Annotated in this window: 22 protein-coding genes and 4 tRNA genes; 9 read left to right on the forward strand and 17 right to left on the reverse strand. The window is 56.5% G+C overall.

Translation table 11 applies throughout. The features are described from left to right. The first annotated feature begins 6 nt into the window (after window positions 1-6). Window positions 7-522, forward strand: coding sequence for a DUF2478 domain-containing protein (locus ACXAEW_RS12025; RefSeq protein WP_474941536.1), 516 nt, complete (start codon window positions 7-9; stop codon window positions 520-522). A gap of 155 nt (window positions 523-677) precedes the next feature. On the opposite strand, the gene ACXAEW_RS12030 is transcribed toward ACXAEW_RS12025, so the two are convergent. Beyond that, a tRNA-Tyr gene (locus tag ACXAEW_RS12030) sits at window positions 678-761 on the reverse strand. Window positions 762-880: 119 nt separating this feature from the next. On the opposite strand from ACXAEW_RS12030, the gene rlmB reads away from it, so the two are divergent. From rlmB to ACXAEW_RS12045, 3 genes are all read left to right on the forward strand, one after another. Continuing rightward, a complete protein-coding gene (rlmB, locus tag ACXAEW_RS12035) occupies window positions 881-1660 on the forward strand; it encodes a 23S rRNA (guanosine(2251)-2'-O)-methyltransferase RlmB (RefSeq protein WP_474941537.1) in 780 nt (259 codons plus the stop codon). Between the two features lie 207 nt (window positions 1661-1867). Beyond that, window positions 1868-2329 carry a YHS domain-containing (seleno)protein gene (locus ACXAEW_RS12040; RefSeq protein ID WP_474941538.1) on the forward strand — a complete coding sequence of 154 codons (462 nt, stop codon included), beginning with the start codon at window positions 1868-1870 and terminating at the stop codon, window positions 2327-2329. Between the two features lie 225 nt (window positions 2330-2554). Beyond that, a complete protein-coding gene (locus ACXAEW_RS12045) occupies window positions 2555-2980 on the forward strand; it encodes a CoA-binding protein (protein WP_474941539.1) in 426 nt (141 codons plus the stop codon). Between the two features lie 31 nt (window positions 2981-3011). Here ACXAEW_RS12045 and ACXAEW_RS12050 read toward each other — a convergent pair whose 3' ends face one another. Together ACXAEW_RS12050 and hisF are read right to left on the reverse strand one after the other, a co-directional pair. Beyond that, window positions 3012-3329, reverse strand: coding sequence for a phosphoribosyl-ATP diphosphatase (locus ACXAEW_RS12050; RefSeq protein WP_474941540.1), 318 nt, complete (start codon window positions 3327-3329; stop codon window positions 3012-3014). 11 nt (window positions 3330-3340) lie between these two features. Further along, entirely contained in the window at window positions 3341-4102 is a 762-nt protein-coding gene (gene hisF / locus ACXAEW_RS12055) for an imidazole glycerol phosphate synthase subunit HisF (RefSeq protein WP_474941541.1), read from the reverse strand. Window positions 4103-4204: 102 nt separating this feature from the next. On the opposite strand from hisF, the gene ACXAEW_RS12060 reads away from it, so the two are divergent. Beyond that, on the forward strand, window positions 4205-4657 hold the full coding sequence (locus ACXAEW_RS12060; protein ID WP_474941542.1) for a DUF302 domain-containing protein: 453 nt from the start codon (window positions 4205-4207) through the stop codon (window positions 4655-4657). A gap of 66 nt (window positions 4658-4723) precedes the next feature. Here ACXAEW_RS12060 and hisA read toward each other — a convergent pair whose 3' ends face one another. Next, a complete protein-coding gene (gene hisA, locus ACXAEW_RS12065; protein WP_474941543.1) occupies window positions 4724-5446 on the reverse strand; it encodes a 1-(5-phosphoribosyl)-5-[(5-phosphoribosylamino)methylideneamino]imidazole-4-carboxamide isomerase in 723 nt (240 codons plus the stop codon). A gap of 122 nt (window positions 5447-5568) precedes the next feature. Here hisA and ACXAEW_RS12070 point away from each other — a divergent pair, with 122 nt between their 5' ends. Further along, window positions 5569-5964, forward strand: a complete 396-nt coding sequence (locus tag ACXAEW_RS12070; protein ID WP_474941544.1) for a DUF2147 domain-containing protein — start codon at window positions 5569-5571, stop codon at window positions 5962-5964. Here ACXAEW_RS12070 and ACXAEW_RS12075 read toward each other — a convergent pair whose 3' ends face one another. Next, the gene (locus tag ACXAEW_RS12075) at window positions 5965-6294 is read right to left on the reverse strand and encodes a WGR domain-containing protein (protein ID WP_474941545.1); all 330 of its coding nucleotides are present in this window, start codon (window positions 6292-6294) and stop codon (window positions 5965-5967) included. 90 nt (window positions 6295-6384) lie between these two features. After that, window positions 6385-6921: a peroxiredoxin-like family protein gene (locus tag ACXAEW_RS12080; protein ID WP_474941546.1), complete on the reverse strand. Its 537-nt coding sequence runs from the start codon at window positions 6919-6921 to the stop codon at window positions 6385-6387. 90 nt (window positions 6922-7011) lie between these two features. On the opposite strand from ACXAEW_RS12080, the gene ACXAEW_RS12085 reads away from it, so the two are divergent. Next, on the forward strand, window positions 7012-7746 hold the full coding sequence (locus tag ACXAEW_RS12085; RefSeq protein WP_474941547.1) for a helix-turn-helix domain-containing protein: 735 nt from the start codon (window positions 7012-7014) through the stop codon (window positions 7744-7746). A gap of 7 nt (window positions 7747-7753) precedes the next feature. Here ACXAEW_RS12085 and hisH read toward each other — a convergent pair whose 3' ends face one another. The 10 genes from hisH to ACXAEW_RS12135 form a co-directional block, all read right to left on the reverse strand. Continuing rightward, a complete protein-coding gene (hisH, locus tag ACXAEW_RS12090) occupies window positions 7754-8392 on the reverse strand; it encodes an imidazole glycerol phosphate synthase subunit HisH (RefSeq protein WP_474941548.1) in 639 nt (212 codons plus the stop codon). Beyond that, complete coding sequence (gene hisB / locus ACXAEW_RS12095) at window positions 8392-8979, reverse strand: imidazoleglycerol-phosphate dehydratase HisB (RefSeq protein WP_474941549.1); 588 nt, start codon at window positions 8977-8979, stop codon at window positions 8392-8394. Before hisB ends, hisH begins: the two co-directional genes overlap by 1 nt. 659 nt (window positions 8980-9638) lie before the next feature. Beyond that, window positions 9639-9713, reverse strand: a tRNA-Gly gene (locus ACXAEW_RS12100). A 96-nt stretch (window positions 9714-9809) separates the two neighbouring features. After that, a complete protein-coding gene (locus ACXAEW_RS12105) occupies window positions 9810-10718 on the reverse strand; it encodes a NaeI family type II restriction endonuclease (protein WP_474941550.1) in 909 nt (302 codons plus the stop codon). A gap of 70 nt (window positions 10719-10788) precedes the next feature. After that, window positions 10789-11748, reverse strand: coding sequence for a DNA cytosine methyltransferase (locus tag ACXAEW_RS12110; RefSeq protein ID WP_474941551.1), 960 nt, complete (start codon window positions 11746-11748; stop codon window positions 10789-10791). Between the two features lie 135 nt (window positions 11749-11883). Further along, window positions 11884-11958, reverse strand: a tRNA-Gly gene (locus tag ACXAEW_RS12115). Between the two features lie 183 nt (window positions 11959-12141). Beyond that, a tRNA-Gly gene (locus ACXAEW_RS12120) sits at window positions 12142-12216 on the reverse strand. A gap of 321 nt (window positions 12217-12537) precedes the next feature. Beyond that, on the reverse strand, window positions 12538-15981 hold the full coding sequence (locus ACXAEW_RS12125; protein WP_474941552.1) for a pyruvate carboxylase: 3444 nt from the start codon (window positions 15979-15981) through the stop codon (window positions 12538-12540). A 363-nt stretch (window positions 15982-16344) separates the two neighbouring features. Then, entirely contained in the window at window positions 16345-17490 is a 1146-nt protein-coding gene (locus ACXAEW_RS12130; protein ID WP_474941553.1) for an alpha-hydroxy acid oxidase, read from the reverse strand. 81 nt (window positions 17491-17571) lie between these two features. Further along, the gene (locus ACXAEW_RS12135) at window positions 17572-18006 is read right to left on the reverse strand and encodes a BLUF domain-containing protein (protein WP_474941554.1); all 435 of its coding nucleotides are present in this window, start codon (window positions 18004-18006) and stop codon (window positions 17572-17574) included. Between the two features lie 262 nt (window positions 18007-18268). Here ACXAEW_RS12135 and ACXAEW_RS12140 point away from each other — a divergent pair, with 262 nt between their 5' ends. After that, window positions 18269-20662 (forward strand): ATP-dependent helicase, encoded by a 2394-nt coding sequence (locus ACXAEW_RS12140; protein WP_474941555.1) that lies wholly within the window; start codon window positions 18269-18271, stop codon window positions 20660-20662. A 401-nt stretch (window positions 20663-21063) separates the two neighbouring features. On the opposite strand, the gene ACXAEW_RS12145 is transcribed toward ACXAEW_RS12140, so the two are convergent. Then, complete coding sequence (locus ACXAEW_RS12145) at window positions 21064-21279, reverse strand: DUF1127 domain-containing protein (RefSeq protein WP_474941556.1); 216 nt, start codon at window positions 21277-21279, stop codon at window positions 21064-21066. 299 nt (window positions 21280-21578) lie between these two features. On the opposite strand from ACXAEW_RS12145, the gene ACXAEW_RS12150 reads away from it, so the two are divergent. Beyond that, window positions 21579-22646 carry an Mrp/NBP35 family ATP-binding protein gene (locus tag ACXAEW_RS12150; protein ID WP_474941557.1) on the forward strand — a complete coding sequence of 356 codons (1068 nt, stop codon included), beginning with the start codon at window positions 21579-21581 and terminating at the stop codon, window positions 22644-22646. Window positions 22647-23163: the final 517 nt, after the last annotated feature.

Below are 23163 nucleotides of genomic sequence, written 5' to 3' on the forward strand. Positions count from 1 at the left end.
CGCAGCATGCATCTGGCCTATGTGATGAACCCGGAACGTGGGGCAACGGATCGTTTGTTGAGCGCGCTTGCCGCGCGGCTCGCTGGGCTCGGTATTGAAACTGCCGGGATTGTGCAGACCAATCAGGAAATCTGCGACACGGAACTGTGCGATATGGATGTGAAGGTTTTGCCCGATGGAGAAACCATCCGTATTTCTCAATCATTGGGCAAAGAATCACGCGGCTGTCGCCTGAACCCCGAAGCGCTCGAACGGGCGGTGTCCCTGGTTCAGGAACGTCTGAACACCGCGCCAGAGCCCCAAGTGCTGCTGGTCAATAAATTTGGCAAGCACGAGGCGGACGGGCGCGGAATGCGCGTTGTCTTTGCCGAAGCGCTTGAGCGGGGAATACCGGTCATTTCTGGGGTGAATGGTATGAATGTCGACGCTTTTAACGAGTTTAGCGGTGGAATTGCACAGCCCATGCCTTCGAATCTGGAGGCTTTGGTTGCTTGGGTGCAAAATTGCGTTGACCAAGCGTAAACACCACTATGCGGAGTAATAATGTTTTTTAAAAACAATCGCTTCACGCAGCTGGTCTGTTAATATTTTCCTGTGGATAAATCGGGGATGTTTTTGTTGCTAAAAACATGACCACCATTTTCATCTTTTTGACATTTCGTGCAAAAAAGAGAAAATGGTGGGCGACCCTGGAATCGAACCAGGCGTGCGTCTCCGCGAGGGAGTTACAGTCCCCTGCCACACCTTGCGGCCTGTCGCCCACGATCAGGTCTGTGTTGCACCTGATGTGGAGGCGTGATTAATACCGCCAACTGCTGGCGTCAACACGAAAACCACAAGATTTTTGCGATGACCCGAAATTTTTTGTCCGGAGTGGAAAATGTCCAAGAAACCCAAGTGGGTCGTCGAAAAAGAACAGTCTAAAAAAGCCTCTGCAGCGGAAACCGTATGGCTGTTTGGTTTGCATGCGGTACGCGATGCGTTGCTCAATCCCAAACGGGAAAAGCTGCGGTTGATGGTGACGCTGAACGCGCGGGACAAGCTGTCGGATGCCATTGCCGAAAGCGGGATTGAGCCCGAGATTGTCGACCCGCGCACGTTCCGGGCTCCCATCGATCCGAATTCGGTGCATCAGGGCGCAGTACTCGAGGTAAAACCTCTCAGCTGGGGCGGGCTGGCAGAGAATTGCATCGGGGCAGAAGTGCCGCGTGTACTGTTGCTGGACCGGGTGACGGATCCGCACAATGTCGGGGCCATTCTCCGCTCGGCGGAAGTTCTGGGCGCAAGCGCTGTGATCGGCACACGCCATCATTCCGCTCCCGAAACCGGGGCGCTGGCAAAAACCGCAAGCGGTGCATTGGAGCGCCAACCCTATCTGCGGATGCGCAACCTGGCGGACACAATCACCGAGCTTCAGTCGATGGGCTTTCTTGTATTGGGGCTCGATGGCGAAGCGGAAGAAACGATTGAACAGGTACTAGAGGGGCGCACCGGTGATCCCGTCGCGCTTGTTCTTGGTGCCGAAGGGCCGGGGCTGCGCCAGAAGACCAAAGAAACCGTGGACAAGCTGGTCAAGATTGATGCCGCCGGGGGATTCGGCTCGTTGAATGTTTCAAATGCCGCAGCGATTGCCCTTTATGCGTCGCTGCGTGGTGCATGAAACCTGACGCAAAAGGTGAGTCTTAGTCAAAAACGCCGAAAAACTAGGGATGAGCTTTGCTCATCTCAACGCGTTGGTAAATTCAACTGTGCTTACCTATCACATAATCGCGACCGGGCTTGATTCGAGGCACGGATCCGGCATGCTGGAACCTTGAATGTGATCAAACGCATTCAAGTGTTTGTCGAATAAAGGTAATATTAGCTGATGCTGCGACTGACGGCTTCTTTGATGGGATTGGTGCTTTCACTCGCGCCTGTTACGGTCTTTGCGGAACAGCGTGTTCTGGCGCATTCGATTTATTATCATGATCTCGGCTACGCGATGAACGGCTATGATCCGGTTTCCTTCTTCATGGAGGAGGAGCCGATACATGGCGCGATGACCTATTCGGTCATGTGGAAAGGTGTAACCTGGCTGTTTTCGACCGCAGAGCATCAGGCAATGTTCGAGGCCAACCCGCGCGCCTATGCGCCCCGTTTCGGGGGCTACTGCGCTTATGGGGTTTCGCGGGGCAAGCTGGTCTCTGGCGATCCGCATAGTTTTGAGATTCGCGACGGCGCGCTTTATATGCTGCACAGTCCCGAGGTTTACGCTCGTTGGGTTCTCTCGGCCGATGAGCGCCTTCGCGAGGCGCAAGAAAACTGGCCGGACATTCTGCGTGAGTGATGATCATGAGGGGCAGTGTTGCAGAGCTTTCTTTACGATTCCTTTGCTCACGATTCTGAGAGTCCCCCTTTAATTCTTCAAAAACCGCACCAAATATAGTCTTAGGACTGCGGAATGGAACCACCGCAGATCTTTCACTGTCCCTCGTTCCGTACTTAGCGCCCAGTGTCGACTGGGCGCATTTTTTTGTTTATGGTCTGCTGAGTGTTGAACTGAGGATTTCCAATGCTGCATTCATCTGATGAACTCATGCTGCAGGCTCTCATAAACGCCAAAACCATCGCCTTGGTTGGGGCCTCCATGAAACCAGATCGGCCCAGCCATTACGTCGGTGCGTTTCTTCGGCAGAAAGGGTACCGCATAATTCCGGTAAATCCAGGTCAGGCCGGAAAGATCCTGTTTGGTGAGGTCGTGCGGGCCAGTTTAAGGGAGATTGACGGTGATGTGGATATGATCGACATCTTCCGCCAGCCAGATGCAGTTCCGGGGATTGTTGAGGAGGCTCTGGCCTGTTTTCCGAACCTTCAGACAATCTGGATGCAGCTTGGGATCACCCATGAGGAGGCCGCAGAGACGGCACGGGCGCAAGGGGTCACCGTTATCCAGAACCGATGCCCAAAGATTGAATACCCACGTCTGATGCCGTCTTGACCTTGCGGGCAGAGCCGGGGCTGTGGAGAGATTACGTTGTGGGGCGTGCAGATTTCTCTTCTATGCCGCTAAGCCCCTGACGCTGTGCCAGAACATTTAGTACGTCATCAAGCGCCACATCACGTGCGGCCAGCATGACCAGGAAGTGGTACAGGACATCTGCCCCTTCCGAGGCGAGCTTGACCTTGTCATCCTTCACCGCTTCGATAATGGCCTCAATGGCTTCCTCGCCAAATTTCTCGGCGCATTTTTCCGGGCCTTTTGCCAACAGTTTGGCTGTCCAACTGCTGGAGGGATCTGCGGATTTGCGCGACAGGATGGTGGTTTCCAGATCGTGGAGCAGGGTCATCATTATTTCCTTCAGCCTAGACGCATCGGGATGCCAGCAGCCTGCATGTGCTCTTTGGCTTCTTGGATGGTGTATTCGCCAAAGTGGAAGATGGACGCTGCCAGCACCGCAGAAGCGCCGCCCTTGGTGACGCCTTCCACCAGATGGTCAAGATTGCCAACCCCGCCCGAAGCGATGACGGGCACATTCACAGCGTCAGAAATGGCTTTGGTCAGTGGCAGGTTGAAGCCCGATTTGGTGCCGTCCCGATCCATCGAAGTCAGCAGGATTTCACCAGCGCCTTTTGCAGCCACCAGTTTGGCAAACTCCACAGCATCAATCCCGGTTTCCTTGCGCCCGCCGTGAGTGAAGATCTCCCATTTGCCGGGCGCTACCGTCTTGGCATCAATCGCGCAGACAATGCACTGGCTGCCAAATTGATCGGCGCTTTCGGCTATCACATCCGGGTTTGCTACGGCAGCTGAGTTGAACGAAACCTTGTCAGCCCCTGCCAGCAATAACGCGCGCACATCGTCTTTTGTCCGCACACCGCCGCCGACCGTCAGCGGCACAAAACACTGTTCCGCCGTACGCCGGACCACATCAAACATGGTGCCGCGGTTTTCATGCGTCGCATGGATGTCCAGAAAACAGATCTCATCCGCACCGGCCGCGTCATAGGCCTTGGCGCTTTCCACCGGGTCACCCGCATCGCGCAGGCCGACAAAGTTCACACCTTTGACCACTCGGCCATCGGCCACGTCCAAACAGGGGATGATGCGGGTCTTGAGCATATTTTCGTGATCCTGTGCCTTTTCGGGATGTTTCTATGAGGTTGCATCCTAAAACACCAGTGCGCAGTGCGTATTGGCTGCGCTGTTGAGAGGGAGATTTTCATGAATAAATTGAAAGCAGCACTTGTAGGAGCAATCGTCATGCCGGGGTTGGTGCAGGCGGGAGACATCGCGCAGGTCAAGTCGGCGCATGATGTGCCCACAACGATGGATGCGCTTGAGGCGGCAGTGAATGGCGCGGGTGCCACGGTGTTCGCACGGGTGGATCACGGCGGTGGTGCTGAAAAGGCCGGGCTTGAACTGGCACCGTCTGAACTGTTGATCTTTGGCAATCCGAAACTTGGAACGCCTGCCATGCAGGACGATTCGCTGGCCGGTCTTTATCTGCCATTGAAAGTCTTGGTCTATGCCGATGCTGCCGGCGACGTATGGCTGTCTTACGAAGACCCCAAAGCCATGCTGGGTAAGCTGGACGGCGTATCAACCGAGGCTGAGTATCTGGCCAAGATGGCCGGGGCCCTTGGTAAGCTGACAGCCAAGGCTGCGGGCGAATAAGGTCACAAACACAAAAGGGGCGGCGCAATTCCGCACCGCCCCCATTTGGTCTTTTCCAATGCTGTCTCAGGCTTTTAAAACAGCCAGCGCTTCGGCCAGGTCAATTGCCCCGTCATACAGCGCCCGGCCAGAGATGGCCCCGTTCAGGGCCGCGCCGCAGGACTTCAGCGCGTGCAGGTCGTCGAGCGAGGAAACACCGCCGGATGCGATGACCGGGATTGAAACCGCATTGGCGAGCTCTGCAGTGGCCTGCACATTTGGCCCCTTCATTGCTCCGTCGCGCATGATGTCTGTATAGATGATCGCGGCCACACCGGCGTCCTCAAACGACTTGGCAAGATCGGTGACCATGACATCTGTCTCTTCGGCCCAGCCTTTGGTGGCCACCCGACCGTTTCGCGCATCAATCCCCACAGCGACCTTGCCCGGGAATTCCTTTGCAGCTTCGCGGACCAGATCTGGGTTTTCCACCGCCACCGTGCCCAGAATCACGCGGGCCAGACCTTTGTCGATCCAACGTTCGATGGTCTTCATGTCGCGAATGCCACCACCCAGCTGTGCGGGTACTTTGGTCTGTTTCAGGATCTCTTCGACTGGGGCCGCATTGACCGGTTCACCGGCGAAGGCACCGTTCAGATCTACCAGATGCAGCCATTCACAACCGGCCTTTACAAACTCCAGCGCCTGCGCGGCAGGGTTGTCGTTAAATACGGTGGTCTTGTCCATGTCGCCATGCAGCAGACGCACGGCCTGGCCGTCTTTGAGGTCAATCGCGGGGTAAAGGATCATGGCAGCGCGCCCTGTGCAAAATTCAGTTAGCGGTCTTTTGCACAAGGCGGGGCTGGAATGCAACGTGACCTGAAGTTAGGCTTGCCTGCCCAATCGTTGTCGGACAGTGTCTGCGCAATGTGATGGAGGTAAGATTGCAACGTTTTTTGATAGGTTTATTTGGCGCAACCCTGGCCACGGTAGCGCAGGCTGATCCGGTCTTGGGAACATGGAAGACAGAGCCCGATGACGGTATCTATGCGCATATCGAAATGGTGTCCTGTGGGCCTGCGATCTGCGGCAACATTGTTGCAACATATGAAGACGGCAGCCTGTTTGTTTCGCCAAATCAGGGGCGGACCCTGGTCATGGATATGATGCCCCAAGGGGATGGTTCGTATCAGGGGAAAGTCTGGCGCCCGTCCAACGACAAAATCTATCTGGGAAAAATGACCCTGGACGGCAATCAGCTCGCGCTCAAAGGCTGTGTCGCTGGTGGTTTGCTGTGTTCCAAGCAGACCTGGGCAAGGGTGAAGTAACTACAATAATCCCAGTTGTACGGGGATTGGCACAAAGCCGCGCTTGATCTGGCGGGCGCGGCAGATCTGTGCCTGTTCCAGTGCGTCGCTGTATGATTTGAAATAACTGCGCCGGATACTGCCACCGGCATCCCCCAATGGCCCGCTTGTCAGTTCGACGCACCAGTCTCCCAGCAACGTCTGCCCAAGGCTGACCGAGCAATAGCGGTGCTGGCCTTCCACATGGTCGAATTTTTCAAGTCGGACAAACACGATCTGTGCAGGGTCTTTAGGCAGTTGAAACGGTTCAGCACCTTTGCCCGATTGCAGCTGTTCTGTCCATATTCGCAACCGATTTGTGTCACAGTGAGACGGAAGGGGTGGCGCTGACAGCACAGGTTCCCTCGGGCCGAGGGAGGGGGGCGGCCCGAGGGGGCATGTTTAAACTTCGCCGGTATATTCCCCGCGCGCCGGATAATTGTTGGGGATGGCGAAATCCAGGGCGCCAACAAGTTCTTTGAAATGCGGGCGCACAAAAGGCATGGTCTGAACCGCACCGTAATAAAGCGTCTGTTCCGGCGTCACCATGAAGAGGCCGGGTTCGGAAAACAGCGCGGGCTCTTCAATACCGATCGAGGTTTTGCCGCGGCTGGTGGAAATATAAAGTCCCCATTCGCGGGCAACGCTCAGCGAGAGGTCATAGCCGAACCGCAGCTTCTCGGCTCCGACCGCTTCCACCATCTGGCGGGTGCGCTCTTCTCCATCCGAGCTGATTGCGATCGACGCAACACCCCGTTCCGCAAAGGCGTCGACCTGCTTTTCAAACTCTTTCAAATAATTGGCGCAGATCGGGCAGTGCAGCCCGCGAAAGAAGCAGATTACCGTGCCGCGTTCAGCGGTTTCAGTTGTCAGATCAAATGTCCCGTGGCTCACGGTCGGGACCGAGAGGGCAGGGACTTTGGCGCGAGGGATCAACATGGAGGGGCTCCTTTGCCATATATGTTGTCCGTACATGTTGCACATGCTATTGGTAGAAAAATCCGAAAAACCTGATTGAAAGACCGAAAATTGGACCGGCTGACAACGTTGATGACGCAGTTCCACCTCTCCGTTCGGCGAGCTGGGGAACAGGGGGAAAATCTATATGTCACCGGGGCTGATGATGGCATGCCGCAGCAGGTTGTTTATGTCACCAAAGATGCAGGCGCTTACCAATTCAAGGATGCGGTTCTTTGGTCCGGGTTTGTGCAGTGGGCCGGAGAGGTGAACCCATTCCTGCACGCTCTGCCGGATGTGGTGGTTTATGATCTGATGCCCAATCCCGATGCGCTTGGGGTGGTGCAGATGATACGGGGGGAAACCGAAGACGGACGTTGCGGTGCGCAATCTGTGGTGAACCGTCTGGCCGAAGTGTTGATTGTGCGCATGCTCAGGGATCTGTTGCAACGCGGCGCAACCGAACCCGGTCTGCTGGCGGGGCTGGCTGACCCGCGCATCAGTCGTGCCGTTGTTGCCATTCATGACCGGCCGGGACAGAACTGGAATAATGCCAGCCTTGCGGAAGAAGCCGGATTGTCGCTTTCTCGCTTTTCAGAGCTTTTTGCCGCAACTGTAGGAGAGACACCCATCGGGTATCTGCGACGCTGGCGCTTGCTTCTGGCACAGAGGGACCTGAAAAACGGTGCGCGTGTGGATGTCGTGGCGCGCCGCTACGCCTATGCCTCGGGAGAAGCGTTCTCGAGAGCCTTTCGGCGGGCTTATGGTGTCTCTCCCATGGCGGTCCGCCGGGGAGAGACTGTTTGATCGCGGTTCAAGGAGCCCAGGTCAGGAAGTTCCCGATCATCCGCAGGCCCACGTCCTGGCTTTTCTCGGGGTGGAACTGCATGCCAAGGATGTTGTCCCGGCCAATAACGGCGGTCACATCACCGGCATAGTCCACATGTGCCAGCCTTTCGGCCGGGGTGGTGACCCGGAAGTGATAGGAGTGAACAAAGTAGACGTGATCACCGGATTTGATGCCCGCGAACACCGGGTGGCCGTTATCAATCACCAGATCGTTCCACCCCATATGGGGCACTTTGAGCGTCGGATCATTGGGTTCAATCTTCACAACATCGCCGCCAATCCAGCCAATGCCGTCTGTATCCCGATACTCATGCCCCGTGGTCGCCAGCAGCTGCATGCCCACGCAGATGCCAAGAAAAGGACGGCCCTTTACCTCGACGGCCTCTACCATCGCGTCATAGATCCCCTTGTGCCCGCGCAGCTCAGCGGCACAAGCAGGGAAGGCGCCATCTCCGGGCAGAACCAGCCGGTCCGCACGGGCCACAACCTCTGCGTCTGACGTTACAACAACATCCCCGGCATTCACTTCCTTGGCGATCCGCTGGAATGCTTTTTCCGCCGAGTGTAGATTGCCGCTTTCATAGTCGATGATCGCAGTCAGCATCAAAGGGCACCCTTGGTCGATGGGATCTCATCGGCCTTGCGCGGATCGGTTTCCACCGCCTCTCGCAGTGCACGCGCGACGGCCTTGAATGCCGCCTCAACAATGTGATGGCTGTTGAACCCATGCAGTTGGTCGATGTGCAGGGTCACGCCGCCTTGTGTCGAGAAAGCCTGGAAAAATTCGCGCACCAGCTCGGTGTCAAAGGTGCCGATTTTCTGCGAGGGCAGGTCGACATTCCAAACAAGAAACGGGCGCGCTGACAGGTCCAGCGCACATCGAACCTGCGCGTCGTCCATCGGCAGGTGACATGCGCCATAGCGACGAATACCTTTTTTGTCGCCCAATGCCTGCGCCAGCGCCTGTCCAAGCGCGATGCCGGTGTCTTCCACAGTGTGATGATCATCAATGTGATAATCCCCTTTGGCGCGGATTGTCATGTCGATCAGGGAATGGCGGGCCAGCTGGTCCAGCATATGGTCAAAGAAGCCCACGCCGGTCTTGTTGTCGAAGGCACCGCTGCCATCAAGGTTGATGTCCACCGAGATTTCGGTCTCTGCCGTTTTGCGGCTGATGTGTGCTGTACGCATGTTGATCCTTCCAATCCTGCGCCGTGCTTATAGGCGCTGAGGTGGAGGTGGCTCAAGTCTTGTCGTTCTAGGAGCGCTAAAAGAGGTGAAGATTGTTCAGCCTCTTCACGTGCCGAAATCCCGTGCTTGGGAAGTGGATTACCGGCATTTAGATTTCTTCGGATAGTTTGGCGGCGCTTGGCAACCACCGTGTGACCTGAAATCACAAAATAACCAACACAATCAACCGTCACACGGCGCTTGCCAGGGAAAACAATCACTTGTTACGTGCAAACCGGGCGTGCGGGGAACAATTGCACGCCCGGTCTGTATTGCACCAATAAACTCGTTACAGGTGAATAATAACGCAGTCTCACAGAAATTCACGAAAAAAAGAGATACAGATTTATGATTTTTCGGAGGGGTGGATTTTGGATCCAAGATGGCAAGGGCGTTTTATTGACGCCTTTTGCATTGGGTCTGGCCTTTTCGAGATTCAAAGTAAGGCCAGGTACAACTATGAAATTGAATGTGTTTTGAAGCGTTGGAGCTCTGGAGCTATCCAGTCTCCTCTTTTAGAGGGCGCACAGACGTCGGCAAATCTCTTGGACGGATTTCAGCAATCTGAACTAATTTTGATACAAAAAAACCGCCCAAGCGGGCGGCTCTTTTTGTCCGAATGGAGCGGGCGAGGCGATTCGAACGCCCGACCCTAACCTTGGCAAGGTTATGCTCTACCCCTGAGCTACGCCCGCACTCCGTTTCGGTGAGCGGGGATTTACGGTCTGCGCTGGGGAAGCGCAAGGGGAAAATGGTGTTTCAGCCTGAAAAATTTCAACTTCTGCAGGTCGTCAGCCTTGTCCCGGCTCAGGCAACTGATGAAAACCTGCCTGGAATGCCATTTGCCGCGCTTGCGGTGTGTCTGGTCGAAAGGAAATAAAGCTGCTTTGACCACACTCTGGCAGCCCCAAGGCCTTGATCAGCTGCGCATCTGTACGCCCTTCCAAGAGAACAATACCCTCGCGCTCCAGTATATCCCGCGTGCCGCGCCCATTGTCCTTGCGGATACGTCGGGTGAAGTCCTTTTGCCGGGCAACAGCCTCGATCACGTCCCGTGAAATGGGGCGTGCCGGAAGCTGGCGGAACAGTTCGGCCATACGTGCGTTGCCGGATTGCCCTGCGAAAATCTGTTCAACGGCTTCAGCGGGCACGGTGCGCCAAAAGTTCGCGGGGTAGGGGTGTTCCTTGAGAAGCCAAAGAATATGGCGAAACCCTTCCGCTGATACGCTGCGTTTCGCATCCTTGTTTTTGCCCAGCGTCAGGTAGTCGGGGCGGGCGACGATGAGGCCCAAATAGCACATGGCACGTGTTTCGTCGGCGGCCACCAGGATGCAGGCCTGGTCGACGGCCTCGGTTGGAATCATCCAGTTGCTGCCCATTGTGTTCTTGATATCGACATCCTGGCCAAGGATTTCCGTATCCAGCCGCCCCTTGCGCAGGCGCAGCATCGCGCGCAGCTCTATTTCAACGCGGGTGCCGATATATGTCTTTTCGGTTTTTTCCAGCTCTTCATAACTGCGGCGTCCGGTCTTGGCGGTCATGATCACAGCGTCAATGCAGTCGCGCAACATCTGAGGGAAGCTGCATTCAAGTTCCAGTTGGCCACCGGCCCGCGAAGTGATCTCATGTGCCAAAGACGTCAGCCGGTCAAAATCCGGATGACCAGGCGCAAGGGTGTTGGTGGGAAGGGAGCGTTTCATGGGGTGAAGCCTCGCATTGGGCCTGTGACGCTCTGAACATATTGTCAGAGCAGTTAGGTCTGCACGTAGCTTAGGCTGAGACCGAGCGCAAATTGGGGCGCACAATCGCCTTGCTCAGCTGTTTTGAAACGGCAGCAGCGACAGGGGGCGGAAAGGCGTTTCCGATCTGGCGGTAGGCATTGGTTTTTGCGCCGGTGAAGTGCCACTCGTCCGGGAACCCCTGAATACGAGCCACCATGCGGCAGGTTAGGCGCGGCATGTCATTGTGAAACGGGTCAGGCGCCTCATTGGCGATGGTGCGGCCCTCTACACCAAGAGCCGCCCAGGCTCGTCGGGCACGGGTTGGCCCCAGATCCGGGCCGCCATGTTTCTTAGAGCCACCAACAATCGTCGGCGCGATTTCATTGGCTTGCTCTTTCCAGGCGTCGGCCCCGCGCCAGCCGCGTTCCTTCATGAGATCAATCAGCGTTTCGCCCACGGTTCTGGGGTTGTGGGGCAGAGGGTCCGGCCAGGAGAACTGTCCGCTGAATTCCTTGCGTAATGCAACAATCGCCACACGCGGGCGCAGCTGTGGGACGCCAAAATCTGAGGCGTTGAGTAACCGCCAGTCGGTCTCATATCCCAACTTCGACAGTTGCTTCTTCAGCTTCTCACGGTAGTCCAGAAATACGGCGTCCAGAAAGCCACGTACGTTTTCAATCATGACGGCACGGGGGCGCGTGGCATCGACGATATCGATGGCATCATCAAACAGGTTACGCTCGTCTTTTTCACCCAGTTGTTTGCCTGCCACAGAGAACGGCGGGCAGGGCAAGCCGCCGGCCAGTAGGTCGATCCCCCTGTATTCGCCCGCGCGGTCTTTGAAGTCGCGCACGTCTTCTTCCAGCACGTTCCACTGTGGGCGGTTGTGGCGCAGAGTGGCGCAGCAATGCTTGTCGATTTCTACCAACGCTGTGTGATCGAAACCGGCCCGTTCCAATCCCAGGGCCTGTCCGCCTGCACCTGCGCAAAGTTCCACCGATGTAAGCATCCTGCCTCGTTCTTCTCTACTGGATCAGGGTGATGATTGTTCGCCCTCTGTTCCTATCGGTCCGGGCGATTCCGATCAAGGGCTGAGACGGGGAGAAAAAACAAAACCGCCCAAGTGGGCGGTTGTTTGTCCGAATGGAGCGGGCGAGGCGATTCGAACGCCCGACCCTAACCTTGGCAAGGTTATGCTCTACCCCTGAGCTACGCCCGCACTCCGTTTCGGTGAGGGAGTGAATACGGGAAGGGCGCAGGCTCTGCAAGGCAAAAAACAGATTCTGGTGAATGAAATCAGAATTTCTTACCACGAAAATTTGAGCGCCATACAGAAGCGCTTTGATCACGGGTGCCGTCTGATCGCTTTCGGTAAGTCGTTGAATTTCTGAAGAATTCCGAATGGAGCGGGCGAGGCGATTCGAACGCCCGACCCTAACCTTGGCAAGGTTATGCTCTACCCCTGAGCTACGCCCGCACTCCGTTTCGGTGAGCGGTGATTTAAGGTTTCAACACGCAGAGCGCAAGAGCGAAATTGGGGATTTTGTAAAAAACTTCGACGGATGTCTCTGGCCACGGCGTGGAACGAAAAGCCTTTCAAAACAGGATTTGAGCTGAGGGAAACACAGATGAAGACTTGGGAGAATTTTAAATTGGCCTGCCTGGCCGTGACTGTCAGCCTGGCTCTTTGGGGATCCAAAGTGCACGCGATGGTGTGTTGCTTCTAAGAGCGTCAGCTGGCCAAGAAAAAAAGGCCGCAGCGGACTGCGGCCTTCTTCTGAATTCAGAGGCGTCGCGTTTATTCCAGTTCGATCAGAAGATCTTTGGCGTCGATTTGACCGCCAGCTTGAACGTGTACCGCAGAAATTGTTGCGTCGCGTTCCGCGTGGATGCCGGTTTCCATCTTCATGGCTTCGATGGTCAGCAGCAGATCGCCCTCTTTGACCTCCTGACCCGGCTGAACCGCAACAGAGGCCACAACACCCGGCATCGGCGCGCCGATGTGGTTTGCATTGCCTGCTTCGGCTTTTTTGTTGGCGGCCTGGCTCGCGGCTACCTTGCGGTTTGGAACTCGGATCACACGGGGTTGGCCATTGAGTTCAAAGAAGACTTTGACTTCGCCCTTGTCGTCGGTTTCACCAATCGCCTGCAGGCGGATTTCCAGCTTCTTGCCCGGGTCGATCTCGGCGGTGATCTCTTCACGCGGCTCCATACCATAAAAGAAGGTCTTGGTCGGCAAAGCCCGGACAGGGCCGTACAGCCGGTGGCGGCCCATGTAATCCAGGAAGACCTTGGGATACATGAGATAACCGTTCAGATCTTCGTCATCGACGGTAAACCCTTCCAGTTCTTTGGAAAGCTCCGCGCGGGTGGCTTCCAGATCAACCGGTTCCAGATGGGCGCCCGGACGGGTGGTATTGGGCGCTTCGCCTTTCAGCACCTTTTTCACGATGCCTTCAGGGAAGCCCCCCGGAGGCTGGCCGAGATTGCCGCGCATCATGTCCACAACGGAGTCGGGGAAGGCCACATCGGTGTCCGGGCTTTCCACGTCCGCGCGGGTTATGTTCTGGCTGACCATCATCAGTGCCATGTCACCCACAACTTTGGATGATGGCGTCACTTTGACAATATCGCCAAACATCTGGTTCACATCCGCATAGGTCTGGGCGACCTCGCTCCAGCGGTCTTCGAGACCCAGAGAGCGTGCCTGTGCCTTGAGGTTGGTGAACTGACCACCGGGCATCTCATGCAGATAGACTTCGGACGCGGGGGCCTGCAGGCCGCTTTCAAAGGCGACATATTGCGCACGCACCTGCTCCCAGTAGCCTGAAATCTCGCGGATCTTGCCAATATCCAAACCGGTGTCGCGGTCGGTGTTCTTGAGCCCTTCAACGATGGAGCCAAGGCAGGGTTGCGACGTGCCGCCAGAGAAAGCGTCCATCGCTGCGTCCACAGCGTCCACACCTGCGTCAGCAGCTGCGAGGATGGTCGCGCCGGCAATGCCAGAGGTGTCATGGGTGTGGAAGTGGATCGGCAGGCCGACTTCTTCTTTCAGTGCTTTGACCAGAACCCGTGCAGAGGCGGGTTTCAACAGGCCAGCCATGTCTTTGAGGCCCAGAACATGGGCACCTGCCGCTTCCAGCTCTTTGGCCATGCCGACATAGTATTTGATGTCATATTTGGCGCGGGCCGGGTCCAGAATGTCGCCGGTGTAACAGATGGTGCCTTCGCAGATTTTGCCGCTTTCGACCACAGCGTCCATCGCCACACGCATGTTTTCCACCCAGTTGAGGGAGTCAAAAACGCGGAAGACATCGACACCTGTCACTGCCGCCTGACGTACAAACTCCTGCACAACATTGTCCGGGTAGTTGGTGTAGCCAACGCCATTGGAGGCGCGCAGCAGCATTTGGGTCATCAGGTTGGGCATGGCCTCGCGCAGGTCGCGCAGTCGCTGCCAGGGGCATTCCTGCAGGAAGCGATAGGCGACGTCAAAGGTCGCCCCGCCCCAGCATTCCACCGAGAACAGCTGGCTGAGGTTCTGCGCATAGGCCGGGGCCACTTTGATCATGTCATGGGACCGCATACGGGTCGCCAGCAGTGATTGGTGTCCGTCGCGCATGGTGGTGTCGGTCAGCAGCAGCTGGCGCTGCGCTTTCATCCAGTCGGCAACGGCCTGAGCGCCTTTTTGCTCCAACAGATTACGGGTGCCATAGGGGGTGTTGCCCGGCTCCACTTTGGGGGCGCGGGGTTCTTTCAGATCGTCAGAGGGGCGGGCGCGGCCTTCTGTCTCCGGATGTCCGTTGACGGTGATGTCCGCGATATAGGTCAGAACCTTCGTGCCGCGGTCGCGGCGCTTCTTGAACTGGAACAGCTCTGGCGTCTCGTCGATGAACTTCGTTGTGTACTCATTGGACAGGAAGGTCGGGTGCTTCAGCAAGTTTTCGACAAAGGCGATGTTGGTCGACACGCCGCGCACACGAAATTCGCGCAGGGCACGGTCCATGCGGGCGATGGCTTTTTCCGGTGTTGGCGCCCAGGCGGTGACCTTGGTCAGGAGCGAATCGTAGTACCGGGTGATGACGCCCCCCGAATAGGCGGTGCCACCATCGAGGCGGATGCCCATTCCGGTTGCCGAACGATAGGCCGTGATGCGGCCATAATCGGGGATGAAATTGTTCAGCGGATCTTCTGTGGTTACGCGGGTTTGCAGCGCGTGTCCATTCAGGCGGATCTCATCCTGGCTGGCTTTGCCGGTGGCTTCCGCCAGCGGTTTCCCTTCGGCGATCAGGATCTGCGATTGAACAATGTCGATGCCGGTGACTTCTTCAGTCACGGTGTGTTCCACCTGAACCCGGGGGTTTACCTCGATAAAGTAGAACTTGCCCGTGTTCATATCCATCAGGAATTCAACGGTGCCTGCGCATTCATAATTCACATGGGCACAGATCTTGCGACCCAATTCACAGATTTCTGCGCGCTGGGCGTCGGTCAGATAGGGGGCGGGAGCACGTTCGACCACTTTCTGGTTGCGGCGCTGAACCGAACAGTCGCGTTCCCACAGGTGATAGATCTCGCCATGTTTGTCACCCAGGATCTGAACCTCGACGTGGCGGGCACGGGTGATCATCTTCTCCAGATAACCTTCGCCGTTGCCAAAGGCCGCTTCGGCTTCGCGCCGCCCTTCGAGAACCTTCTCTTCCAGCTCGTCTTCGCCAAAGATCGGGCGCATGCCGCGACCGCCGCCGCCCCAGGACGCTTTGAGCATCAAGGGATAGCCGACATCCGCCGCTTCTTTCTTGATGGCTTCCATGTCATCGCCCAGAACCTCGGTGGCGGGAATGACGGGAACGCCCGCTTCGACCGCCACCCGGCGCGCACTGGCTTTGTCGCCAAGGGCGCGCATGGTTTCGGCTTTGGGGCCGATAAAGGTGATGCCGTTACGGGAACAGGCGTCCACAAAATCCGGGTTTTCAGACAAAAGGCCGTAGCCGGGGTGGATCGCGTCTGCGCCACTCTCCTTGGCTACACGGATAATCTCATCAATCGACAGATAGGCCGCAACGGGTCCGAGGCCTTCGCCAATCCGGTAAGCCTCATCCGCCTTGAAGCGGTGCAGCCCCAGTTTGTCCTCTTCCGCGTAAACGGCGACGGTTTTCTTGCCCATCTCGTTTGCGGCACGCATCACGCGGATGGCGATCTCGCCACGGTTCGCGATCAGGATTTTGTTAAACTCGGTCATTTCTTCCCCCGGTAAAATCGGTTCTGGCAGAGTGTTAGGCGGAACATCCCGTTCGGTATACTCGTATTATGCGGTATTCTCTCGCAGGCTTGCGACTTTCGTCCCAAAAATAAGGCACTTATCGAGCAGGAATAAAAATGTATCGAAACATTCCGGGATCCAAATTTCGTGTATTTTTTACATTTGGAGATTTGCGTTAGCGCAATAACGTTGCAAACGCTCCGAATCACGGCGGTTTTTGTAAGTGAATTCAGGTGTGGTAGCGGTAACATTTTTGTTCGCGTGCCAATCTGTTTGTGGAAGGTTCCGGCGCCAGATTCGGGGTACAAAGACGGGTACAATCCGGAGACGATTTGTGCCCGGTTAGGTCAAATCGTAGTGTTCGAGCGTGCCAGTCTCCGAAAGCTCTGAGATGCCCAGTTGCCCCATATTGGCTTTGAGGTCTTCTGAGAGAATTTTGAGCAAATGGGCCGGGCCGTCGGCGCCCAATGCAGCAAGCGCAAAGTGAAAGCCGCGCCCCATCATGACAAGATCAGCGCCAAGTGCATAGGCGCGCAGAATATCCAGTCCAGTCTCTATGCCACTGTCCAGGATCAACGGCAGTTTTGTCGCGTCGCGAATGGCGGGCAGAGCTTCAATGGATGCGGGCGCTGCATCGAACTGCCGACCTGAATGGTTTGACACCCAGATGGCGTCCAGACCGGCGCGCTCCAGTGCTGTGGCATCTTCTGGTCGCAGAACGCCTTTTACCACCAGCGGTCCGTCCCAATTGTCCCGCAACCAGGACACATACTCCCAATCCGGCGAGGTGCGCAGCAGATATCCGATATGCGCGGTCGAGGAGCGGGCGGTGGTTGGTGTGGTCGTGTATGCGTCGAGCGTCCGCATGCGCGGCATGCCTCTGCACGCCATCCCCAATGCCCAGGCCGGGCACTGTGCCACCTGTGCAAGCAAGCGGGGCGTCAGGCGCGGCGGCTGGGTGAGGCCAGAGCGGGTCTGACGTTCACGACGGGATGCAACAGGCACATCGACGGTCAGAACCAATGTGCCAAAACCCGATGATTTTGCGCGGTTCAGCATATCCTTGCGGATGTCCGGGTCTTTGGGCGGATAAAGTTGGAACCAGGCGTGCTCTCCCACATGGGGGCCCAGATCTTCGGGGCTTTGGCTTGCAACCGTCGACAGGCAATAGGGGATGTTGGCACGGCGTGCAGCTTGCGCAAGAAGGGTTTCCGCTCCGGGCCAGATCAAGCCTGACATGCCAACCGGCGCAATCCCAACTGGAAGGGGCAGGCGCGTGTTGAGCCAGTCCACCCCTAAATCGCAATCAAGGGGGCCGTGCAGGATCGAAGGAACAAAGCCAACACGGTCAAGGGCTTGCCGATTGCGGTTCTTGGTTTCTTCGCTGCCAGTGCCACAGTCCAGATATTCCCAAACAAATTTGGGAATGCGTTTCTGAGCTTTGACACGCAGGTCTGTGAGCGCGGGGTAGGCCTGGTCGAGATTCATGCCCGAAATAGGCCATTAAACCCGTCTGCTGTCGAGCGCGAACTGTCCTTCGAGGCAGAGAAACCGGCACGTATCCAAATGCTATGCTGCGGCCAGACGTTGGAAACTTGCCAGAAAATCCCGCACACGCAGGCGCACCTCGGGGTCATTCCCACGTGCCTCACTGTTCATCGGCATCAGTTCATTGATCGACAAAACGGCCTGTTGGGCTTGGGGCGGTAACTGGTCCGGGTAAAACAGGCTCATCTTCCAGTCCGGGAAGGCGCGTTCACTGGTTTCTGAGCTGCTGATAAGGCGCATGTCCGCGTGGCGTTTGTCCAACTGGATGCGCTTAAAGCAGCTGTCCAATGCGGTTTGCGGGCCTTCCAGCACCTGAAAGAACCGGCCTTGTATAAAAACCAGGAGGCCTGTAACCCCAACCTTTCCGTTATTTTGCTGTGATTTTGCCGCCAGGGTTGCGATTTCCGGGGCGCTCATCGGCTTTGTTGCCTGGCTGAGATATATCAATCTGTGCATGAAGCTCTCCAACTGAGGTAAAAGCGTCGCATCCGTCTGCTGCGCACGTTTAAGATGTAATCTGATCGTATCCCAAAGTTTGTGCTGTAACTCGGTGCACAAGGATTGGCCAAAGCCACTTTGGATTAGGGGGCGCGCAATGGTATATGGTGGCTTGCGTTGCCCCAAACATGGCGCAAAGCGCTGATTGCGGAAAAAAAGGAGTGAACAGACTGTGAACATCCTCTTTTCGCTGTGATTGAATCACGTTAGGATCACCAGTATGAGCAGCTTTGACGAAATGGACGCCTTTGAGGGCGCATCGCTTTCCTCCCGTGCCATGGCCGCACGCCCGATGCCTTATCTGGATGGGCTGAACCCGGCCCAACGGGAGGCTGTGGAATGTCTTGAAGGGCCGGTATTGATGCTGGCCGGGGCGGGTACGGGCAAGACCAAAGCTCTGACCACTCGGATCGTTCACCTGCTGAACACCAACAGCGCCCGCCCGAACGAGGTTCTGGCGGTGACCTTTACCAATAAAGCCGCGCGGGAGATGAAAAACCGTGTTGGTGCGATGATGGGGCAGGCGATCGAGGGCATGCCCTGGCTTGGCACCTTCCACTCGATCTGCGTGAAACTGTTGCGTCGCCATGCGGAGCTGATTGCCATGGATGATGGCAACGGAGTTATAGAAGAGGCGCGCCCGCCGCTGCATCTGAAGTCGAACTTCACCATTTTGGATACGGATGATCAGATCCGCCTGTTGAAACAGCTGATCCAGGCCAATGGTATTGATGACAAACGCTGGCCTGCGCGGATGCTGGCAGGCATTATTGATGACTGGAAAAACCGCGCGCTGACACCAGAGAAGGTGCCCACGACGGATGCGGGGGCCTATAATCACCGGGGCGCTGACCTTTATAAGCAGTACCAACGCCGCCTGCTGGAGCTGAATGCAGTCGATTTTGGCGACTTGTTGCTGCACATGGTGACGATTTTTCAGACCCACCCGGATGTATTATCGCAGTATCAGCGTTGGTTCCGGTTTATCATGGTGGACGAATATCAGGATACCAACGTCGCCCAATATCTGTGGCTGCGACTTTTGGCGAGCGCGCATCACAATATCTGTTGTGTGGGGGATGATGACCAGTCGATCTATGGCTGGCGCGGGGCCGAAGTGGGCAACATCCTGCGGTTTGAAAATGATTTTCCCGGCGCAAAAACCGTGCGGCTGGAGCAAAACTATCGTTCAACAGAACATATCCTGGCCGCCGCTTCCAATGTCATCCGGGGCAACCAGGGACGTTTGGGAAAAGAGCTGTGGACCGAGGCAACCGGCGGCGAAAAGGTCCGCCTGATTGGTCATTGGGATGGCGAGGAAGAGGCGCGCTGGATCGGGGAAGAAATCGAATCGATGCAGCGGGGCAGTCGCGGCGTGCGACCGATGGATCTGGACCAGATGGCCATCTTGGTCCGCGCCTCCCACCAGATGCGCGCGTTCGAAGACCGTTTTCTGACCATTGGCTTGCCCTACCGCGTCATTGGTGGCCCGCGTTTCTATGAACGGATGGAGATCCGTGATGCGATGGCCTATTTCCGGGTGGTGACCTCCCCGGATGATGATCTGGCGTTCGAGCGGATTGTGAACACGCCCAAACGTGGCCTTGGCAACAAGGCGCAGCAGACCATTCAAAGCGTGGCGCGGGCCAATGCTGTCTCGCTGGTCGAAGGCGCCCGGCTGGCGGTTGAATCGGGTATGATCAAGGGGAAGGGCGGTGCCGCCCTGCGCACATTGGTCGAGGATATTCGCCGCTGGGGCCGATTGGCCGGAGATGGCGACATGACACATATGGAACTGGCCGAGATCATCCTGGATGAGAGCGGCTATACCACCATGTGGCAGAACGATAAGACGCCGGAGGCTCCGGGGCGGCTGGAGAACCTCAAGGAATTGGTCAAGGCGCTGGAAAGCTTTGAAAATCTCCAAGGATTCTTGGAACACGTCAGCCTTGTTATGGACAATGACAGTCAGGACGCAGAGCAAAAAGTCAGTATAATGACACTGCACGCCGCCAAAGGTCTGGAATTTCCAGCTGTTTTCTTGCCGGGCTGGGAAGATGGCCTTTTTCCGTCACAGCGCTCTATGGATGAAAGCGGGCTCAAAGGGCTCGAAGAGGAGCGCCGCCTGGCCTATGTGGGAATCACCCGCGCCGAGGAGGTCTGCACGATTTCTTTTGCGGGCAATCGCCGCGTGTTTGGTCAGTGGCAATCGCAGCTGCCTTCACGGTTTGTGGATGAGCTGCCCGAAGACCATGTTGAAGTGCTGACCCCGCCGGGCCTTTATGGGGGCGGCTATGGGGCTGCTGCGCCTGTGCAATCGACCATTGATGAGCGCGTCGCCCAGGCAGATGGCTATAACTCTCCGGGTTGGAAGCGTATGCAGGCCCGGTCCGGCGAGCGGGGATTTACGCAACCCAAGGAGGCCCGCCATCAGGTGATCGACCTCAATGCCGTTTCCGCGTTTATGCTTGGCGATCGGGTCTTTCACCAGAAATTCGGCTATGGCGCTGTGATCGGCATCGAGGGCGATAAGCTGGAAGTCGACTTTGAAAAGGCGGGACCCAAGAAAGTGATTGCGCGATATGTCACGTCAGATTCGGATGTTCCGTTCTAGCCTGCACCGCGCCTGATACCCCAAGCCTCCACCCCAAGCGTCGCCAATGTGTTGCCGCTATCCGAAGCGGCTGCAGTCAGGGTGGCATGTTGAGGTTGTGATATTTTCGATAACATCTCGGAATAATTGCGCACGCGTGCAAATCATGATGCGCGCGCAGTCTTCGCAACCATCAACTGAACCTATTGTGGAAAGCACGCTCCCTTAAAACGAAAAAACGGCGGCACCAGGGAGGAGGAGGGGTGCCGCCGTTCTTGTAAACATCAGGACTAGGGAGGAGGAGTGCCCCGATGTATGTCTGGCCATTTGGCCGTTATAGGTCGCGGTGGCATCAGGGAGGAGGAGGATGCCACCGCTAAAGACAGGTCCTAGGGAGGAGGAGGAAGGACCTGATCTCTCAGTTAAATATTGTCATAGGCCGCTTCAAGGGCGACGCGTTTAATCATGCTGCGGGACAGGCCAAGATCAGCCAGTTCGCGGTTGTTCAGAGCGCGAAGTTCGTTCAGCGACTTGCGGTAGACCATGTATGCCTTTGCCTTCGCGACCAAACCCGCAACAAACCCTGCGCCAGCAGTGTTTGAAAGTGTCATCGGCGTGGTGTTCAGTGCAGTTGCCATGTCTAAGGTCTGTGTCCGTGTGTCGTGTTGTCTTCGCTGTTGATATTGAAAATAAACAAATGCTGCGCTTGCACAACGGTCTTGTTGGCAAGTCCGCTATGCGGTCGGCGCATGGGTCTGTTGAGTTTGCAAGATAGGGGCCTGTAAAAACGTGCCGTGGCTTGTTTTCTATGCCCCCTTTTTGATATTTTGCTGTGCTTTTGTGGCACATGGCTCGGGTTTTGGCCGTCCATTGCTGGTTGGGACTTGCTTCAAGCGTCACTATATGGAGTGCGACGCAAAGAAATGGTGTGTGAAAGATGGATGATTTGATTCGAGAGGCGCTGAATCGCTTGCCCTATCCGGGGGAGGGGACTCTGATCACAAATGACATCGTGCGCGCACTGCGCGTCGACGGGGGGCAGGTGTCAATGGTGTTCGAGGCCCCCAGTCCCGAGGTTGCGGCACAGATGGAGCCGCTGCGCCGCGCGGCTGAGGCGGCGGTAATGGAAGTTGACGGTGTAACCTCCGTCTCCATTGTTATGACTGCGCACCAGTCTAAGCCTTCAGCGCCTGCCGCGGGGAAGGGTGTGAAATTTGGCGGACATATGGCTCCCCAGGCGGACCCGATGCGGCCCAAGGGGGTAAAGCGTATCTTGGCGATCGGTTCAGGTAAGGGCGGCGTGGGGAAATCGACCGTCAGCTCGAACCTTGCGGTTGCGCTTGCACGGCAGGGGCGGCGTGTCGGGCTGCTGGATGCCGATATCTATGGTCCGAGCCAGCCCCGCATGATGGGAGTTTCTGGGCGTCCGGAAAGCTCGGACGGCAAGATGATAGAACCGCTGACGGCACATGGTGTGACCTTGATGTCCCTGGGTTTGATGGTGGCGGAGCGTGAAGCCATAATCTGGCGGGGGCCCATGCTTATGGGGGCCTTGCAGCAGATGCTGACCCAGGTGAACTGGGGAGAGTTGGATGTGCTTCTGGTGGACCTTCCGCCTGGCACCGGGGATGTTCAGCTGACGTTGTGCAGTAAGTCCGAGCCCACAGGCGCGATTGTGGTCAGTACGCCGCAGGATGTTGCGCTTTTGGATGCGCGTAAGGCGCTTGATATGTTTGCCAAGCTCAAAACGCCGGTCCTTGGCTTGATTGAGAACATGTCCTTCTTCACCTGCCCCGATTGCGGTGGTGAACACCACATCTTTGGGCATGGGGGCGTTGCTGCGGAGGCGGACAGGTTGGGAGTTCCCTTGTTGGGGGCTTTGCCGATTGATCTTGAGACCCGCTTGGCCGGGGATGAGGGGCGGCCGATTGCATTAAGGGATGGTGCCATGGCCGACGCCTATATGCGCATAGCCGAAGGGCTGGTTCGCGGTGGCGTTGCCTAACTCCGTTTTTGACATCGGGGCGTCTCAACTTTGCTCACGAATGGGCTGGAGTGGGATGCTGCTCTGATTTTGGGAAATCATGGCACCCATGGGAAACCGTGGGACCGCCACGGGCGCGACGAGATTTCCGGCATCCGTCATAAATCTGGGAATTCATGGGCCAAATGGGAAAATATGGGCATTCGGTGGCATTTGTCTAAAACGAATCACTTTTGATGCGTTGAACTACCCAAAATCACCCATTTTTTAGAACGTTTTGCGAACATTTGCGCCGATTGCCACCGCGCGATTTTTGGTGCGGGAAATTATGGGATTTTTTTGGCATCGCAATATCTGCACAATATGTAGTTCTGTGAGGTACCTTTGGGCCTACATTGGCTAGACTGTGGCGGAAATGTGGCTTCAGTCGGTGCGCTTTGGGTGAGTTGAAGGTCCGGATCACGGGCGTGTCTGGAAATTAATGGTTGTCAGCCCATTAATTCCCATAGTATCCCTTTCTACATCGAGAGACGGAGAG

It is taken from the genome of Epibacterium sp. ABZ3_068 (genome assembly GCF_056159265.1).